Below are 17743 nucleotides of genomic sequence, written 5' to 3'. Positions count from 1 at the left end.
TGTGATCCGCGCAAGGTATCGCGCCGGTGCCAGATCGCGTGCCGCCCCGCGCGGGGTAACCGCCTATCTTGCTGCGGCGAGCCCGCGGTAGACGGCTTCGGTCTTGTCGATCATCTGCCCCATCGAGAAGTTCGCCATGCGTGACAGTGCCGCCTCGCTCAGCTGGCGGTAGCGGGTGGGATCCGCACTTTCCACCATGGCATTGGCGAGCTTGGCGCTGTCGCCGTCATTGGGCACGATCAAGCCGCTTTTATCCTTGTCGATGGCGGTCGAGGCGCCGCCGACATCGGTGGAAACGATCGGCTTTCCCGTCGCGGCAGCCTCCAACATGACATAGGACATCGCTTCATAGCGGCTCGGCATCACAAGGACATTGAACGCCGGAACGGCCTGCGGGCCGGTAAAGGCCGAGGTCAGGCGGATGCGTTTCTGCATGCCGCTTTCGGCGATGGCCTTGCGGACCTCCTGTTCGAGTTCGCCGGAGCCGACCATGATCAGCTCGGCGCCGGGCAGTCTGGAGGCGGCGTTGCGAAAGGCCTCGATCAGGCGCTCCGGCGCCTTTTGATAGGATAACCGGCCGACAAAGCCGAAGACGAAGGCATCCGCCGCAATGCCGAAGCTCGCACGCACCGTATGCGCCATGTCGAGCGGTGGCGGCGAAACACCGTTGATGATGACGGAGAGTTTGCGCGCCGGCATGCCGAGCGACAGCGCATGCGCATATTCATCGTCGGACACGCAGACCAGGTGATCGGTGAACAGCTTGGCCAGGATGGTTTCGATCGTGGCAAAGATCAGCCGTCCGGTTCGCCCAAGCGTCGGGTCCATCGTGCGGAAGGCATGCGGGGTGTAAACGCGCGGCGCATGGACGCCGGGTAGGCGAAGGCGCGTCAGCGCGCCGGCCTTCGAGCTGTGCCCGTGCACGATGTCGAAGGGGATGCCGCCGCCGATGATGCGGCGCAAGGCGCGATGGGCGGCGAAATCCGATAGTCCGGGCGAGCGCTTCATGGCAACGGCGTGCACGGCAGGCAAGGCAAGCGATTTCAATTCGCGCACGAAAGCCTCTTCAGCCCTCAGCGGCGAATACACAGCCTCGACATGGTGGCCGCGCTGCTTCAGGCCGCGGCAGAGATCGAGAAAATGGCGGCCTGAACCGCCGCCGCTCGGCTCCAGCACCTGAAGGATGCGAAGGCCGTTTTCAACGCCGGAGTTGAAGGGGTCGATATTCATTCTGACAATCCGCCGCCGGTCCCGATATGGAGCCGATCCGTTGCTGTCTGTGTACAGGATTGACGTTAACGCAGGGTTGGCGCTGCGGCCGTGCGGCGCAATTGCGCCCGCTTGAGGCTGTTGCGATGGCGGTATTCGAGCGCGCCGCACCCCCAGATGATGCCGAGCAGCAGGAAAAAATGCCGCCAGTGATCGGTATCGATGACATTGCCGATCGCCGCATGACCGATCAGCACGATCCAGGCGATCATCAGATAGGGCTGCCAGGGGCGGTCGAGCAGCAGGAAGCGGAAGCCCATCGATACCGTCCAGATGATCAGCGTGACATAGGAGATGAAACCCAGCCAGCCGTAGGAGGTCAGCGATTTCAGCCAGATATTGTGCTCGTCCTCGGGAAACATCGTGCTGAACACCATCGGCCCGATGCCGAGCGGTTTTTCCATCGACATCAGGAAGCCAATCTTGTGGCGGTCGAAACGGCCGAGATGGCCGCCGTCATACTCCTGCACCAGCTGGGTGCGGCTGGAAAACAGATCGGCGACCTGCGGGATCTGCAGGGCAATACCGAGCGCCACGACCATCAGCAAGGCGCCGCTGAGTGTCAGGACCAGGATTTTCAGCCGGAAGGCGCCGGTGCGTTCCTTCAGCAGCATGACGAGGACGAGCGCGCAGGCGCAAAACAGATAAAGCGCCCAGGCGGCGCGCGAGAAAGAGAGGAACAGCCCGAGCGCCATGATTAAAATGGCGATGGCCTTGAGCGGCGCGGTGGCGATCCGGTCGCTCAACAGCCGGTACATGAGATAGAGCGACGGCGCGACGAGGAAGGGGCCAAAGACATTGGGATCCTGGAACGCGCCCTTGGCACGATCGTAGAGGGTGAAATTCGCAGCCCCCGGAATGGCGCCGAAATAGCCGAGAATACCCAGCAGCGAGGTGATGACGCCGGCAGCCACCCAGGCATCGAAGATCAGCTTCAGCCGTTCATGACGGGCTTCGATGATGGCGGCATAAAAGACCGAGGTGAGGCAGAGGAAGCCCGATACCGCCATATACATCGGCGCCGTGGCCAGATCGCTCATGACCGTGAGCGACAGAATGCCGCCGGTCATGAACAGGATGAGAAGAGCCAGAAGCGGCGCGACGGACCGCGAGATTTTCAGTCCGAACAGAAACCACAGGCCGATCAGCGCGACCATGAAGAGTTCGTAAGGGGCGGGCTCGGCAATGACGAAGCCAGACAGGAAGACGCCAAAGGTCACCATGGCCGAGCCGAGGATGGCAACGGCGGCCAGCTGCGGGCGAAACCCCACGGTAGACGTGGCGGCTGGCGTGCTCAATAGGCATTTTCCGTATTGAGCAGCCGGATCGGCGTCAGGAACAGGATCTTCAGGTCCAGCCACAGCGACCAGTTTTCGATATAGTAGAGATCGAAGGCGGTGCGGAACTTGATCTTCTCGTCATTGTCGATCTCGCCGCGCCAGCCGTTAATCTGCGCCCAGCCGGTAACGCCGGGCTTGACCCGGTGGCGGGCAAAATATCCTTCAACGACATCGGAATAGGTGCGGTCGGCGGTCTGGGCAAGAACTGCGTGCGGACGCGGGCCGACCAGCGAGAGCTGGCCGCGCAGCACGTTGAAGATTTGCGGCAGTTCGTCGATCGAGGATTTGCGCAGGAAACGGCCGACGCGGGTGACGCGCGGATCGCCCTTGGTGACGGCATTGCGGGCGGTCGGGTCGCTCATATCGGTGTACATCGAGCGGAACTTGTAGACGTCGATCGTCTCGTTGTTGAAGCCGTGGCGCTTCTGCTTGAAGATGATCGGGCCAGGCGAGCTCACCTTGACGGCGATTGCGGCGCCGATGAAGACCGGCCAGAGTACCACCAGGGCAACGATGCTGAAGAACACGTCGAAGATGCGCTTGGCGACCGAATCCCAGTCGGCGATCGGCTTATCGAAAATATCGAGCATCGGCACCTGGCCGACATGCGAATAGCTGCGCGGCCGAAACCGCAGATTGTTGGCATGGGCGGCAAGGCGGATGTCGGCCGGCAGGATCCACAGCTTGCGCAGCAATTCGAGAATACGCTTTTCCGCCGAGAGCGGCAGGGCGATGATTAGGATGTCGATGCGGGTGAGGCGGGCGAAATCGACGAGTTCGGCCACGGTGCCGAGCTTCGGATAGCCGGCGATGATGCCGGGCGAGCGGCGCTCGTCGCGGTCGTCGAAAATACCGCAGATGCGGATATCGTTGTCGGTCTGCTGTTCGAGCGAACGGATCAGGTCCTTGGCCGGCTGACCGCCGCCGACGATGACGGCGCGGCGCTCCATGATGCCGTTGCGGGCCCAGCGGCGGATGGAAAAGGCGATGAAGGCGCGCTCGGCGATCAGAAAGACGGCGCCCAGCACATACCAGCCGCCGAAGGACAGGCGCGAAAACGTCTCGCCGGTCTTGAGCAGGAACAGCACCAGCGTCATGGAGGCAAATGCCAGCGTCCAGCAGCCGATCAGCCGGGGGATGGCCCGTCCAGCCGAACGCAGCGTTGGCACCTGATAGCCGTCGCACAGCTGCAGGAACATCACGGTCAGCGCGGCCCCACCTGCGATCAGCCCGCAATAGCCGAGCATTTCGTCGCTTGGCGGTGCGACATAGAGCATGTGGATGGCATAGCCGATGGCAAACAGCGCGGTGAACTCGAACAGCCGCATCAGCCCGATGATCATATTGGGGGAATAGGTATCGGTGCGGAACTGTGCGGCGATCTTGCGCGCAAGCGGGTTGAGTTCACGCTTCGGCTCGTCCTCGCGTTTTTCACCGGGCGCGATGGTGCGGATCTCCGAAATCTTCTTGCGCAATGCGTCGGTATCGAAGGAATCCGGTTTATCGATCTGGTTCATCATATCCACCCGGGCCGTTGTGTCCCTTCGGGATAGCAGAAAGCCCCTAAGAAACGCTTACGGGGTCTTTGCCGCCGTTTCGCGCAAGCTGGCCTTTTCCGGCACAAGCTGGCGGTAGAGCCGCATGATGCTGGCCGACATCGTCGAGGTTGCAAAGGCGGTCTTGAAGGCTTCGGCCTCCGGCATGACTTTCGCCGCCCAATCCTTTTGCGTCATCGCAGCCGTCATCACATCGGCCAGCGACTGCGCATCGCCGGGGGTGGCAAGCGCGGCACTGTCTGCGCCGAGCACTTCCGGTATGCCGCCGACGCGCGAAGCAATCACCGGTTTGCGGGCGGCCAGGGCCTCCAGGACGATATAGGGCATGGATTCAGCGCGCGAGGGCACGACCACGTTGCGGGTAAAGGCAAAGGCGTCGCGCGCCTTCATGGCCGGCAGCATCTCGATGCGGCGGCCGAGGCCGCGTTCCAGCATCATCTGTTCGTAATCGTCCTTCTGCGGCCCGTCGCCAATCATCATCGCCGAAAGCGGCCTGCCGATATTGCGCTCGGTCCGTGCAAAGGCATCGATGAAGAGGTCCGGGCCCTTCAGATCGCGCAGCATGCCGATGTAGAGAAAATCCACGGCATCGGGCCGGGCATAGACGGTGTCGAAATCGCGGTCGTCGATGCCGTTATAGATGCGCTCGCTGCGGATGCGCGGCTTGCCGACCTTGTGCTCATAGGTCCGGCGCTCGAAGTCACAGACGAAGACGATCGCATCCGTCAGATATTCCTGCAGGCGCTCCAGCAGGAAGACGATCTTTCCCGACGGCTTCTTGCCGTTATAGTGCAGGCTGCCGCCATGCGGCGAATAGAGGCGGGCAACGCGATACTTGTTCACCCGCAAGGCTGAGCCGATGATCCGGGCCAGAGCGCCGCCTTTGGCGCCATGACCGTGCAGGATATCCGGCTGCAAACTTCTAATTTCCTTGTAGCTTTTCCAAAGGGCCGCAAGATCCGCCGGACCGATGGAGCGGCGGATTGGCAGGCGCACGAGACCGAGCGCCAGGAAGGGCCTGATCTCGTCGAAAAGCGCATCCTCGTAGCTTCCGCCCGTGGTGCTGTCGCAGACGATGCCGACCTCGTGGCCCTGCCGCGCATGCGCTTCCGCCAGATCGCGCACATGCCGGAAAATTCCCCCGATAGGCGACCTGAAACAGTGAATGATGCGCAGCGGCTCGGGATCCGGCATGCCGTCAGAACAGCCGCTCACGGACATAGATCGTGTCGCCGGCCATGATCGGGTCGGAGATCGACACGCGGCCGGTCAGAATACGGCCATTGATCTTGCGGGTGACGTCGACATTGGCCTGGTTGGCGCGTGGCGAATAACCGCCGGCCACGGCAATGGCGTTTTGAACCGTCATGCCCGGCACATAGGAATATTGCCCGGCCTGGCCGACTTCGCCCATGATGAAGACGGAGCGGTAGCGATCGACCTCGATCGTCACGTCCGGATCGCGCAGATAGCCTTCGCGCAGCTTGCTGGCGATGGTCTTTTCCATTTCCGGCAGGGTATGGCCGCGCGACGGTACGGCACCGATCAGCGGGAAGGCGACATAGCCGGCCTGATCGACCGTGTAGCTGCCGGTGAGCCCTGCCTGTTCAAAGACGCTGATGCGCAGCCTGTCGCCGCTATCGACGCGATAGGGCTGGATGGTGGCTTCATGGAAAGCCTTGGGCGCCGGCTGGTAGCTGCTGCACCCTGAAATTGCAAGGCACAACGAGAGTGCGGCCAACACAGGGCCTGTTTTCATGCGTGCGGATGTCATCGGGCTCTCGCGTTCCAGAAACCAGTTCATGGCCTGATGTTATCAATCCATTAAGGTTAATAGCCGGTAAAGGCCGCGAAGAATTTCGCGGTAGGGCTGCAAGTCGATAAAGCGTCAAATGAAGTGCACCGTCGCAGGGGCATTAACGGTTGCGTTACCATGTTTGTTTACGGTGGCGCGAAGTTGTGAAGGTTCGAGGTAAAGCGCATGCCGGGCGTCAACGACGGTCATCAGGATGTAGATATCGATCTCGGCGGGCTTTTCCGCGCCATCTGGCGCCGGCGGGGCAGGGTGCTGTTGGCGACTGTTGCGTTTGGCGGCCTGGCCTTTATCGGCGCCAGTCTGATGAGCCCGGAATATCAGGGCGAGGCCCGGCTTCTGATCGAATCGCGCCAGGCCGAATTCAGCGGCGCCAACCAGGCGCAGCCGCAGACCGGCGACAGTCAATTCGACGAATCCGGTATTTCCAGCCAGGTTCAGGTGTTGCGCTCGGCCGACCTGATCAAGCAGGTCGCCCGCGACATGAAGCTGTACGAATTGCCGGAATTCGATCCGACCACCAACCCGTCGGCGATCTCCGACGTGCTTGTCATGCTCGGCATCAAGAAGAACCCGCTCGACCTTCCCCCCGAAGAGCGCGTCCTGAAAGAGTTCCAGAAGAAGCTGCAGGTCTATCAGGTGGAAAAATCGCGGGTGATTGCAATGCAATTCACCTCGGAAGATCCGAAACTGGCCGCCGCGATCCCCAATGCCATGGCGAAGGTCTTCCTGTCGCTGCAAAGCGGTGCCAAGCTCGATTCCAACTCCGAGGCCAGCCGCTGGCTGGAGCCGGAAATTGCCAATCTGCGCGAAAAGGTTCGCGACGCCGAGGCCAAGGTTGCGGACTACCGCTCGTCATCCGATCTGCTGCTGACAGGCGAAACCGGCGGCACCTTTGCGACCAAGCAGCTGAACGATATCTCGACCGAGCTTGCCCGCGTGCGCGGCGAGCGGGCCAATGCCGAAGCGCGGGCGGAAAACGTGCGCACCGCGCTTGCCAGCGGCCGGGCCGTCGATACGCTGAACGATGTCGTTGCCTCGCCGATGATCCAGCGGCTGAAGGAAACCGAATCCAACATCCAGGGCCAGATTGCCGATCTCTCGACCACGCTTCTTGATGGCCATCCGCGCCTGAAGGGACTGAAATCCCAGCTTCAGGGCATCCGGACGCAGATCATCAGCGAAACCCGGAAAATCCTCGGCAGCCTGGAAAACGAGGCGAATGTCTCGCAGTTGCGCGAGCGCCAATTGATGGCGCAGCTCAATACGTTGAAGGCGAATTCGGCGAAGGCCGGCGAAGATGAGGTCGGCCTGCGGGCGCTGGAGCGGGAAGCAACCGCGCAGCGCCAACTGCTCGAAACCTATCTGGCACGCTACCGCGAGGCGACATCGCGCAGCGGGGAGAATGCAGCGCCGGCCGATGCGCGCGTCATATCGCAGGCGGTCGAGCCAACCGAAGTCAGCTTCCCCAAGGTCCTGCCGATCACCATCGTTGCTGGCTTTGCAGCCTTTCTCGTCAGCTGCGTGATCATCATGCTTTCCGAGCTCTTCAGCGGCCGGGCCCTGCGCCCCGTTGGCCGCCGGGAGGACGAGGTTTTCGACGAAGAGCCAGTGGAGTTCCAGCCGGTCCAGCCGGTTGCCGAACCCTTGATCCGTCCGGTCCCCGTGGAAGCGGCGCCTGCCGTTGCCCGCGCACCCGTCATGGCGGCGCCGATCGAATCGAAACCGGAGCCGGAACCGGCAGAGCCTGAATTTGACGCGCCGGAAGAGGACGATTTTTCGATTGCTTCGGTTGCCGATCACCTGAGCGCCGACGATGTGCGCGTCGCCATCTCCGTGTCGCCGGCGGGCGACGAGGGCTCGGTCAATGCGGTGGCACTAGCGCGGCTGGTCTCTGAAGAGGGACGCAAGATCGTCCTGATCGACCTCACCGGGTCGGCATGCCCGACACGGCTGATGACCGAGACGGCCGATCTCGCCGGGATTACCAACCTTCTGGCTGGCGAAGTTCCCTTCACGGAAACGATCCATGCCGACCGGCTGTCGGACGCGCATATCATTCCGCAGGGCGATGCCGATCCGGTGCTGGCCATGCGCGGCATCGAGCGGCTGCAGATGATCATCGATGCTTTGGCGAATGCCTATGACACGGTGCTCATCGAATGCGGCCCTGCCGATGCCGGTGCCATCAGCCGGGTGACGCGTGCGCGCGATACCAAGATCATCATCTCGGCACCATCCGTCGCCAACGAGGAGATCATCGAACTTATCACCGGTTTTGGCGAAGCGGGCTTTGGCGAGATCGTGCTGATGACGGGAACAGGCTATCCGCAGCCGGGCAATTCAGGCCGCCGGGCAGCTTGATACCGCCGGCGTTTCAGTCGCTGTCCGTTTCCGCAACGGCCACCGCACCGGGCGCCTGCCGGCGCTGGCGCAGCCGCTGGACGAAGGCATAGGCTTTCTTGTTCTTCTTGATGCCGGATTTCAGCCGGACGGCGGCGCGATGCACCGATGCCGCCAGGCGTCCGCGCAGCGTCAAGGGAAGGACGATATCCCGCTGGACCGTCTCCACCGTGCACCAGGAGCGCTTGTAGCCCTGATCGCCGATGCCGAAATCGAACAGCTTCACGCCTTCAGCGTTGCATTTGCGGATGATCAGGTAAAACAAAAGCTCGCCGGGGCTGGCATCCGCCGCAATATCGTCGTCGATCGATCCGAACTGGCAGATGACGTGATCGCCCTTGCGCGACAGACCGGCAATGGCAACGATACGGCCGTTCTGATCACCGCGCAGACGGATCGCATTGAGTTCGAGCGGCTGGCCTTCACGAGCCGGTTCCACGGCTGATAGAGCATGGAAGAACGCTTGCGTTTCCTCGTCCTGAAAGACGTTGGGGAGGCCGAGCGCCTTGAAGCGGGTGGCCTTCTGCTCGAAGAACCGCTTGAGGATCTGCTGGCGTTCTTCGCATGTGGTGGCAATTACATGGTCGTAACCACCGAGCGCTTCCAGCCGTTTTTCCGAAATGCGGAATTTCTTGCGCCGCCGCTTGGCGTTGAGCTGGGCGAGCGTCGCTTCGAACGTCTCCAGAAGCGGCAGCTGATAGGATGCGTTTTGGTTGCGCACGGCCGGAAACGAGGAAAGAGCATGGCGCGTCCCATGCCAGTCGAACGGCATCTTTTCCAGCGTCACGATATCGGCGACGCGCGAGAGCTTGGCCGAGAGATCGGCAATCAGCTCTTCGGCGAACTTCGAGCAGGTGACCGGATCGAAATCATCCGCGAACAGCCCGGTGTTGAGATTGCTGTGCGGCGAGCCGATGAACCGGGCCGTGCGGAAGAGGCGGCCGCGAACGAGTTCCAGCGGCAGGATGAAGACCGTCTTCTCGCCGATCCGGCCGCGCACCAGAAGCAGCTGGTTGGCATGGGTTTGCGCCCAGGCCGAGCACCAGTCAAAGCCCTGATGAAGCGAGGTAGCAGGCAAAGCTTCCAGCGCGCGCCAGTCCGCTTCCAGCGCCTGCATGTTGACATGCACGCTCAGCGTCAGCCCTTCCGCACGCGCGATATCGCGCACCTGATCGCGCTGGCCGAGCCAAACATGGCGGCGAGCCTTGCGAACGGGCATGATATTGAAGTCCACGTCGGTCATGATCGCTGGCGGTTCCGGGAACGGGATGACGTCTCATCTAAGCCGAGCATGCCCTTATTTTCATTTAAATGGCACAGGCGCCGCCCGGCGGGACGCCGATTTCATCAAATGCGGTTACCGAATGGATAAGACCATCCGGCTTTCAAAGGAAAGGCCGGGCGGGCGGCACAGGTGGATTCCGGACGCAATTCTTGCTATGCCGGGCATCTGTTTTCAGGGAGAGACCGATGCGCCACTGAACAAGGTCCGGACAATTCGCGGCAAGTCCCGCGCGTTTCCAGGCCGCTCTATGTCACCAAGACCCTTGGACATAAAGGTGGAGTCTTCCCATGCCTGTTTCTAAAATCGCGCCGGATTCCGGTGCCGTGACCCCTGTCGCCGCCTTTCCGCAGATCGGCTTTCTGAAGAATCTCGTGCGCTCGCCGCTGATCACGGCCGGCGATTTCAGCTATTACGACGATCCTGATGGCCCTGAGCATTTCGAGAAGAAATGCGTGCTCTATCATTTTGATTTCATCGGCGACCGGTTGCAGATCGGCCGCTATTGCGCGCTGGCGCAGGGTGTTGCGTTCATCATGAACGGCGCCAATCATGCCATGCAGGGCTTTTCGACCTATCCGTTCGGCATCTTTCCCGGCGCATGGCGCGACGGGTTCGACCCCGCTGCCTATGCCAGCGGCTACCGGGGCGACACGACGGTGGGCAACGACGTCTGGATCGGCACCAAGGCGACGATCCTGCCGGGCGTGACGATCGGCGACGGCGCCATCATTGGCGCCCATGCCGTCGTGGCGAGCGATGTGCCGCCCTACAGCGTTGTGGCGGGAAACCCGGGCAGGGTGATGAAGCAGCGTTTCAGCGATGATGTCGTGAAGCGCCTCTCGGCCATCGCCTGGTGGAACTGGCCGGTGGACAAGGTCACCCGCCATATCGCCGCGATCACCGGCGCCGATATCGAGGCGCTCGAAGGGGCTAAGTGATCTAGGTGGCGATCCAACCAGTGGCGAGCGCGCTCGCCCATTCCTTGTTTCCGCGTTCCTGCGCCAGCCGCGACATCGCCATGTGGTCGTAGGCGACGCGCCGGAAGGTCACGTCCCAGCGGCCGTCTGCCTTTTCAAGGATGGCGTAGGCGGCATCCGGCGATCCGGTTTCCACCTTGTGGAAGACCGGTTCGTCATCGTCATAGCCAGGGCAGCCGACGCTGCCGGGATTAACGACAATCCGCCCGTCAGAAAGGCGGACCGCGCGGGGAATATGGGTGTGGCCGCACAGGATGACGGGATAGTCGATACCTTCGGCGAAACGCTCGATCCGCTGGCGGGCCGACATGTGGACGACGCCGTCAGCCGTCAGGTCTTCCAGCCAATAGGTGAGATCGTCCTGCGGAATGCCGTGGCAGAGAAACAGTTGCTCGCGGTGAACGAGCGTCGGCGGCAGGGTGCGCAGCCAGTCGAGATGGTGCGGCTGCAATTCGTCATGCGCGGCGCGGTCCCACTGGCCCATTGCGGCCGGTTCCTTCGTGGTCAGCCAGCGGTCGTGATTTCCCCGGATCGACGGGAAATTGCGGGCCATCAGGATATCGGCGGTGCGCGCCGCGTTGAGCGGGCCGCTGAGGTGGTCGCCAAGATTGACGACGTCGTCGATTCCGTGCGCCGCAATATCGGCAAGCACGGCTTCAAGGGCCAGGTCGTTGCCGTGGATATCGGCGATCACTGCAATTTTCATATACCTGTCCTTAGGCTTAACCCTGCTTTTCGGCTCAACGCGGCTTTGCGGGTTTCTCCATCCACTTGATGATCAGCATGGCGGGCAGGATCCACAACAGGCCGGTGAAGAAGAAATAGGCCAGATGCACCCACCACGGCGAGGTGCCAAGCAGAAGCGAGGCAAAGGTGGTGGCCGCCAGCGCATAGACGATGACGAGGATGATGATCAGGACGGTGCCGATCAGTTTTCTCAGGCGTACGGGCATTGATGTCTTTCCGGTTGGCGTTTTCGCCGGACAAATTGCCGCGACGGCATGCCGCAAAGGGGTAAGCCTTGTTTTGCATGCTGCTCTGGTGCAAATCAACGGCTTTGATGCATGCGCCCCCGGACAATTCGCCTTGCGAAGGTATGGGGCCTTGCGTTTCGACGATGGAGGCTTCGATGGCAAGCACGGATTTGGCGACGCAGCAGCGTCTCATGCGCGAGATCGATACGGTCAGCCGCAACCGGACCCAGATCAGGATCTGGCTGGGCATCGTTGTCTTGGTTCTGTTCGGGCTGGTGCTGGTCGGCGGCGCGACGCGTCTGACGGAATCCGGCCTGTCAATTACCCAGTGGAAACCGATCCACGGCGTGATCCCGCCGCTCAATGCTGCCGAGTGGCAGGAGGAGTTCGAGCTCTACAAGCAGATCCCGCAATATGAGCAGCTGAACAGCGACATGACGGTGGAAGGATTCAAGACCATCTTCTGGTGGGAATGGGCGCACCGGCTTTTGGCCCGCTCGATCGGCCTGATCTTTGCCGTGCCGCTGGCCTTCTTCTGGATTCGCGGCCAGATCGAGCCCCGTTTGAAGCTGCCGCTGCTCGGCATTCTGGCGCTCGGCGGTTTTCAGGGCTTCATCGGCTGGTGGATGGTCTCTTCCGGCCTTGCCGATCGCACCGAGGTCAGCCAGTACCGCCTAGCCACCCATCTTATCATCGCCTGTCTGATCTTCGTCTCCTGCATCTGGATCGGCAGGGGGCTGGCGCCGCATGCCAATGATCCGGCGCCGACCAAAAGCTCGAAGAAAATGGCTGCGATCATCGCCTGCATGGCGCTGTTTCAGATCTATCTCGGTGCGCTGGTCGCCGGCCTCGATGCGGGCTTTTCCTACAATACCTGGCCCTTGATGGACGGCGCATGGGTCCCCGGCGACCTGTTCATCCAAAAACCGTTCTGGATCAACCTGTTCGAAAATCCGAAAACCGTGCAGTTCGTCCACCGGATCGGCGCCTATGTGCTGTTTGCCTTCGTGGCGATGCACATGATCGCCTCGCTGCGTAACGCGCCGGAAACGACGCATGCGCGGCGCTCCATTCTTTTGTTCATGCTGGTAACGATCCAGGCGCTGATCGGGATTGCGACGCTGATCCTGCAGGTTCCGGTCGGCTGGGGTGTCGCCCATCAGGGCGGCGCGCTCGTCGTGCTCGGCTTTGCCGTCGCGCATTGGCGGGCTTTTTCGGGCGAATATCCGCGTCCGCTGGAAATCGCGGTCCGGAACTGATCAGCGCATCAGTCCATCGAGGGCGGGCATGCCGAGAAGGGCGGAGGCACCGATCAGCACATAGCAGATGGTCCGGAACGTCGATGGTCTTGCCAGTCCAAAGAGGCGCGAACCGGCGTAGAGGCCGCTGGCATAGAGCGGCACGATGACCAATGTCAGCGCAAAGACCTGTTCGACGAACAGCCCGCCAATCACATAGGTAACTGCCGTCAGCGCCGAGGAAACAACGAAATAGAGCATCAGATTGGAACGGATCACCAGCACGTCGGTCGCGCCGCTCAGCCAGTAGGCGACCACCGGTGGGCCGCCCAGCTGAGCCGCGCCGCTGAAAACGCCGGCGATGCCGCCGACACCGGCCGTCAGCGCGGCGCGCGGCTGTCCCTGATAGCGCCAGCCCGAAACGAGCAGGATCAGCATCAGCGCCCCAAGAACTGTGATCGCCCAGCGCAGATACAAGGGATCAGCCAGGGCAAGAGCCGTGGTGCCGAGCGGCACGCCGATCAGGGCGCCGGAGGCCATGGTGAAGACTTCGCGCCGGTTGGCTGAGCGCCATGCGGCAGGCAGCATGCCTGCGGCAGCGATCGTGTCGATCAGCAGAAGCACCGGCGAAATAATCTTCGGGCCAACGATCGATCCGCCGATGGGGATAAGGATAAGAGCGGCGCCAAAGCCGGAAAACCCGCGCGCCATGCCGGCAATGAAGCTGCAGGCCAGCAGCGCATGGAGGCCATGCTCCGGCAACGCGGCTGCGACCCTTGCCAGAAGGGCCGCGAAGAAACCTGTGTCGCCCATGTCAGGTCCCTGTCTTTGAACGATTGCGGCCGTACGGCCGGGCGGGGACGGACCGTCCCAGCCGGAGATTTCATCACGCCGACAGCATGAGATCCATGTTCTGTACCGCAGCGCCCGATGCGCCCTTGCCGAGATTGTCGAGCAGGGCGACGAGATTGACCTGTTCGCCGCCGCTTGAGCCGAACACGTAGAGCTTCATCGTGTCCTTGCCGGCCAGTTCGACGGCATCGACGCGCGAAAGTTTGGCGCTGACATCGAGCGGCACGACCTCGACGATCGACTGTCCTGCATAATGGGCAGAGAGCGCCGCATGGATGGTCTCAAGCGTTGCGCCATTCTCGAGCTGATCGAGGAACAGTGGCACCTGGACGATCATCCCCTGCGGGAAGCGGCCGACCGAAGGCGAGAAGATTGGCGCGCGATCCAGCATGCCGTGGGTCTGCATTTCCGGCACATGCTTGTGCTTGAGCGTCAGGCTGTAGAGGAAATTGGGCGAATCGATAGGGTCCGGATTGGCCGGGTCTTCCATCTGCGCAATCATCTGCTTGCCGCCGCCGGTATAGCCGGAAACCGCATTGACCGTGACTGGATAGCTCTGCGGCAGGATACCGGCCTGGCGCAGCGGCCGGATGAGGCCGATGGCGCCGGTCGGATAGCAGCCTGGATTGGCGACGAGGCGGGCCTCGCGGATTTTCGCCGCTTGCGCCGCATCCATTTCGGCAAAGCCATAGGCCCAGTCCGGCGCGACGCGATAGGCCGTCGAAGTGTCGATGATGCGCACCTTGTTGTTGCCTTCGAGCATCGAGACAGCCTGCTTGGAGGCGTCGTCCGGCAGGCAGAGGATGGCGATATCGGCGCTGTTCAAAAGATCTTCGCGAATGGCGGCATTGCGGCGTTCTGCTTCCGGAATGGACAGCAGCTCCACATCGGAACGGCCCGCCATGCGGGTGCGGATCTGCAGGCCCGTTGTGCCGTGCTCGCCATCGATGAAAATCTTCGGTTTCATGGTTTTATCCTGTCCTGCCAAGGAATTATCGGAGTGTCCGGAATCACTTTGGCATGCAATTGAATCAGTTTGACAACACAGCGGGGCAGGCCTTTATCCGCGCCGCTCCGCCAGCTGTTCGGCATGAAGGCCGAGCATATACATCGCGATGGTTGAGCCCGCAATGGCGGTGATATCGGCGTGGTCATAGGCGGGCGCCACCTCGACCACATCGGCGCCCTTGATGACCAGCGCACCGAGCTTGCGGATGACCGACAGGATCTTTGCCGAAGATGGGCCACCTGCGACCGGCGTTCCGGTCCCCGGTGCGTAGGCCGGGTCCAGGCAATCGATATCGAAGGTGAGATAGGCCGGGCGGTCGCCGACATGATGCAGGATCACATCGGCAATCTCGCCGGCGCTCATCTCCTCGAGATCGTAGCCATAGAGGATGCGGATGCCACAATCGTCGGGCGCATGCGTGCGGATGCCAAGCTGGATCGAGCTTGCGGTATCGATCAGGCCTTCGCGTGCGGCGCGCCCCACGAAGGAGCCGTGGTCGATGCGGCCTTTCTCGTCGGCCCAGGTATCCTGATGCGCATCAAATTGGACGAGGGCAAGCGGGCCATGAACTGCGGCATGGGCGCGCAACAGCGGCAAGGTGACGAAATGATCCCCACCCAGCGTCAACAGGAAGGCACCAGCCTTCAGGATCTTCGCCGCCTCGCGCTCGATGGTTGCCGGGGTGCGGCTGTGATTGCCATAGTCGAGCAGGCAGTCGCCGTAATCGATCGTCGCCATGTCGGCAAAGAGATCGCGGTCGAACGGATATTGCGGATCATTGTCGAAAATCGCCGAGGCGCGGCGGATCGCCTGTGGCCCGAAACGGGCGCCGGGGCGGTTTGAGGTCGCGGCATCAAACGGGATGCCCCAGACGACGGCATCGACGCCCTTCAGGCTCTTGGTGTACCGGCGCCGCATGAACGACAGAATGCCGGCATGGGTCGGGTCGGTGGCCGCACTTTTCAGCGATGTGGCGGTGATGGCGTGGTCTATCGTCTTGTTGGCCATGATCGGTTCCGTCTGTTGAGTGCCAGACGTTGAACAATCGGCGGCTGGAAGGCAAGACCCTGCAGAGGACTGCAACCGGATAATCTTGGCGTCATGAGGCTTTGGCTTCAAAGGCCGGGGCAAAGTCGCCCAGCGATTTGGCCTTGTCGATCATGCCGCCAATATCCTGCCCGACGATTGCTTCGAGATCGGCAAAGCTGTCGATGACATAATAGATCGGCTGCACGATATCGATGCGGTAGGGGGTTCTGAGAACACTCATCAGGTCGAATGGCCGGAATTCGCACGCGGTGCCGTCCATTGCAGCTTTCGCTTCGCTTGGCGACGAGACGATGCCCGCACCAAAACAGCGGCGACCCTGCGGCGTGTTGATCAGGCCGAATTCGACGGTGAACCAGAAGATGCGGAACAGGTGCCAGGAATAGCCCTTGCCAAGACGGACGGCCGCTTCGCCGAAATGGCGCACGAAATTGGCATAGCTCTGGTTGGTGAGCAGCGGGCAATGGCCGAAGACTTCGTGAAACAGATCCGGTTCCTCGATATAGTCGATATGCTCGCGGCGGCGCAGGAAAGTGGCCAGCGGAAACTTGCCCTGCGACAGCAATTCGTAAAAGCGCGAGGGAGGAATGAGAGCGGGCACGCCTTCGACGCCGAAACCGGTCGTCTCCTGCAAACGTCGATCGACATCGCCAAGCTGCGGCACCCTGTCCGGCCGCAGTCCGAGTATCTTCACTCCATCGAGATAGTCCCGGCAAGCCATGTTGGCGAGCAGCGCCATCTGCCGGTCATAGAGTTCGCCCCAGATGGCGTCTTCCTCGGCCGTATAGGGATAGACCCCATCGGGGCCTGGCAGTTTGGCGGTATAGCTGCTTTCCTTGGTCATCGCGCCGATCCTCCCAGATGCGTAACTCCTCGCAATTATGCTTCAGAAATGGAGGATTTTTCTTTCTTTCGAACGCGATAACGCCATAATCACGGCAGGATTTTTCGGGGATTGATAAGATCATGAAAGAATCTGGGAGTTTCCATCGCAAGCTTCTGCAGCTCGTCCAGGCCGATGGCAGCCTGTCGCTGGCGGAACTGGCGGAAAAGGCCGGCATGTCGCAGAGTTCGGCATGGCGCAAGGTCCAGGAGCTGGAAGCCGATGGCGTCATCCGCAAGCGCGTGACGCTGCTCGATCCCGGAAAGCTCGATCTGAAACTCTGCGTCATCGCGCATGTGACGCTGGAGGATCACCACGAGGAGGCGGTGGCCTCGTTCGCCGCCGTTGTCTCGGAGCGGCCGGAGATCATGGAGTGTTATGCGTTATCAGGCGCCTTCGACTATATGCTGAAAATCCGGGCGAGCGATGTGGAAAGCTACGAGGCTTTCATGACGCGCCATCTGATGCGCAACCCGCATGTGCGCACGGTCGTGTCGAGCTTCGTGCTGCGGGAACTGAAGTTTTCAACCGAGTTGCCCCTGTAGGGCAGGCCGCCTTGAAGCGGCGGCAAAGAAAAAGGCGGGACAAAGCCCGCCTTTTCCAAATCGAAATTTTCGAAACGATCAACGCTTCGAGAACTGGAACGAACGGCGGGCCTTGGCCTTACCGTACTTCTTACGCTCGACGACGCGGCTATCGCGGGTCAGGAAGCCACCCTTTTTCAGAACCGTGCGCAGGCCCGGTTCGAAATAGGTGAGAGCCTTCGAGATGCCGTGACGAACGGCACCGGCCTGGCCGGAAAGACCGCCGCCTGCAACCGTTGCATCGATATCGAACTGGCCGTCACGGGCAGCAGCGAAGATCGGCTGGCGCAGGATCATCTGCAGAACCGGACGTGCGAAATAAGCCGCAAATTCCTTGCCGTTGACGGTGATCTTGCCGGAGCCCGGCTTGACCCAGACGCGGGCAACGGCGTTCTTGCGCTTGCCGGTCGCGTAGGAGCGGCCCTGGGCGTCGACCTTGCGGACATGGACCGGAGCCGAAGCGGTTGCTTCAGTCGCCGTGCCGAGGTCTTTCAGAGAAGAGAGATCAGCCAC

Annotated in this window: 17 protein-coding genes; 4 read left to right on the top strand and 13 right to left on the bottom strand. The window is 61.7% G+C overall.

Features of this window, described 5'->3' with window-relative positions:
* Window positions 1–63 precede the first annotated feature (63 nt).
* From PYR65_RS15535 to PYR65_RS15515, 5 genes are all read right to left on the bottom strand, one after another.
* Window positions 64–1230 carry a glycosyltransferase family 4 protein gene (locus PYR65_RS15535; RefSeq protein ID WP_276118609.1) on the bottom strand — a complete coding sequence of 389 codons (1167 nt, stop codon included), beginning with the start codon at window positions 1228–1230 and terminating at the stop codon, window positions 64–66.
* Between the two features lie 65 nt (window positions 1231–1295).
* Window positions 1296–2567 carry an O-antigen ligase family protein gene (locus PYR65_RS15530; protein ID WP_276118608.1) on the bottom strand — a complete coding sequence of 424 codons (1272 nt, stop codon included), beginning with the start codon at window positions 2565–2567 and terminating at the stop codon, window positions 1296–1298.
* Entirely contained in the window at window positions 2564–4126 is a 1563-nt protein-coding gene (locus PYR65_RS15525; protein ID WP_060641435.1) for an undecaprenyl-phosphate glucose phosphotransferase, read from the bottom strand. Before PYR65_RS15525 ends, PYR65_RS15530 begins: the two co-directional genes overlap by 4 nt.
* Before the next feature lie 57 nt (window positions 4127–4183).
* Window positions 4184–5359: a glycosyltransferase family 4 protein gene (locus PYR65_RS15520; RefSeq protein WP_276121073.1), complete on the bottom strand. Its 1176-nt coding sequence runs from the start codon at window positions 5357–5359 to the stop codon at window positions 4184–4186.
* A gap of 4 nt (window positions 5360–5363) precedes the next feature.
* On the bottom strand, window positions 5364–5924 hold the full coding sequence (locus tag PYR65_RS15515; RefSeq protein ID WP_244490297.1) for a polysaccharide biosynthesis/export family protein: 561 nt from the start codon (window positions 5922–5924) through the stop codon (window positions 5364–5366).
* A gap of 222 nt (window positions 5925–6146) precedes the next feature.
* On the opposite strand from PYR65_RS15515, the gene PYR65_RS15510 reads away from it, so the two are divergent.
* A complete protein-coding gene (locus PYR65_RS15510; protein WP_276118607.1) occupies window positions 6147–8342 on the top strand; it encodes a GumC family protein in 2196 nt (731 codons plus the stop codon).
* Between the two features lie 13 nt (window positions 8343–8355).
* On the opposite strand, the gene PYR65_RS15505 is transcribed toward PYR65_RS15510, so the two are convergent.
* Window positions 8356–9624, bottom strand: coding sequence for a GNAT family N-acetyltransferase (locus PYR65_RS15505; RefSeq protein ID WP_276118606.1), 1269 nt, complete (start codon window positions 9622–9624; stop codon window positions 8356–8358).
* A gap of 329 nt (window positions 9625–9953) precedes the next feature.
* Here PYR65_RS15505 and PYR65_RS15500 point away from each other — a divergent pair, with 329 nt between their 5' ends.
* Window positions 9954–10604 carry a CatB-related O-acetyltransferase gene (locus tag PYR65_RS15500; protein ID WP_276118605.1) on the top strand — a complete coding sequence of 217 codons (651 nt, stop codon included), beginning with the start codon at window positions 9954–9956 and terminating at the stop codon, window positions 10602–10604.
* A gap of 1 nt (window position 10605) precedes the next feature.
* Here PYR65_RS15500 and PYR65_RS15495 read toward each other — a convergent pair whose 3' ends face one another.
* Both PYR65_RS15495 and PYR65_RS15490 read right to left on the bottom strand, forming a co-directional pair.
* Window positions 10606–11349 carry a metallophosphoesterase family protein gene (locus tag PYR65_RS15495; protein ID WP_276118604.1) on the bottom strand — a complete coding sequence of 248 codons (744 nt, stop codon included), beginning with the start codon at window positions 11347–11349 and terminating at the stop codon, window positions 10606–10608.
* A gap of 34 nt (window positions 11350–11383) precedes the next feature.
* Window positions 11384–11596, bottom strand: coding sequence for a DUF2842 domain-containing protein (locus PYR65_RS15490; RefSeq protein ID WP_060641252.1), 213 nt, complete (start codon window positions 11594–11596; stop codon window positions 11384–11386).
* A gap of 176 nt (window positions 11597–11772) precedes the next feature.
* Between PYR65_RS15490 and PYR65_RS15485 the strand changes: the two genes are divergently transcribed.
* Window positions 11773–12876, top strand: a complete 1104-nt coding sequence (locus tag PYR65_RS15485; protein ID WP_276118603.1) for a COX15/CtaA family protein — start codon at window positions 11773–11775, stop codon at window positions 12874–12876.
* On the opposite strand, the gene PYR65_RS15480 is transcribed toward PYR65_RS15485, so the two are convergent.
* From PYR65_RS15480 to PYR65_RS15465, 4 genes are all read right to left on the bottom strand, one after another.
* Window positions 12877–13668 carry a sulfite exporter TauE/SafE family protein gene (locus tag PYR65_RS15480; protein ID WP_276118602.1) on the bottom strand — a complete coding sequence of 264 codons (792 nt, stop codon included), beginning with the start codon at window positions 13666–13668 and terminating at the stop codon, window positions 12877–12879.
* Between the two features lie 73 nt (window positions 13669–13741).
* Window positions 13742–14674 carry an N-acetyl-gamma-glutamyl-phosphate reductase gene (gene argC / locus PYR65_RS15475; RefSeq protein WP_276118601.1) on the bottom strand — a complete coding sequence of 311 codons (933 nt, stop codon included), beginning with the start codon at window positions 14672–14674 and terminating at the stop codon, window positions 13742–13744.
* Window positions 14675–14767: 93 nt separating this feature from the next.
* Window positions 14768–15724 (bottom strand): agmatinase, encoded by a 957-nt coding sequence (gene speB, locus PYR65_RS15470; RefSeq protein WP_276118600.1) that lies wholly within the window; start codon window positions 15722–15724, stop codon window positions 14768–14770.
* A gap of 91 nt (window positions 15725–15815) precedes the next feature.
* Window positions 15816–16607, bottom strand: a complete 792-nt coding sequence (locus tag PYR65_RS15465; RefSeq protein WP_276118599.1) for a phenylalanine 4-monooxygenase — start codon at window positions 16605–16607, stop codon at window positions 15816–15818.
* 122 nt (window positions 16608–16729) lie between these two features.
* On the opposite strand from PYR65_RS15465, the gene PYR65_RS15460 reads away from it, so the two are divergent.
* Window positions 16730–17191 (top strand): Lrp/AsnC family transcriptional regulator, encoded by a 462-nt coding sequence (locus PYR65_RS15460; RefSeq protein ID WP_060641247.1) that lies wholly within the window; start codon window positions 16730–16732, stop codon window positions 17189–17191.
* Between the two features lie 78 nt (window positions 17192–17269).
* On the opposite strand, the gene rpsI is transcribed toward PYR65_RS15460, so the two are convergent.
* A complete protein-coding gene (gene rpsI, locus PYR65_RS15455) occupies window positions 17270–17743 on the bottom strand; it encodes a 30S ribosomal protein S9 (protein ID WP_060641246.1) in 474 nt (157 codons plus the stop codon).

This window comes from Pararhizobium qamdonense (genome assembly GCF_029277445.1).
In the GTDB taxonomy this organism is placed as follows: domain Bacteria; phylum Pseudomonadota; class Alphaproteobacteria; order Rhizobiales; family Rhizobiaceae; genus Pararhizobium; species Pararhizobium qamdonense.
The sequence above is the reverse complement of the archived record's forward strand: the minus strand, read 5'-3'. Positions and strand labels throughout refer to the sequence as shown.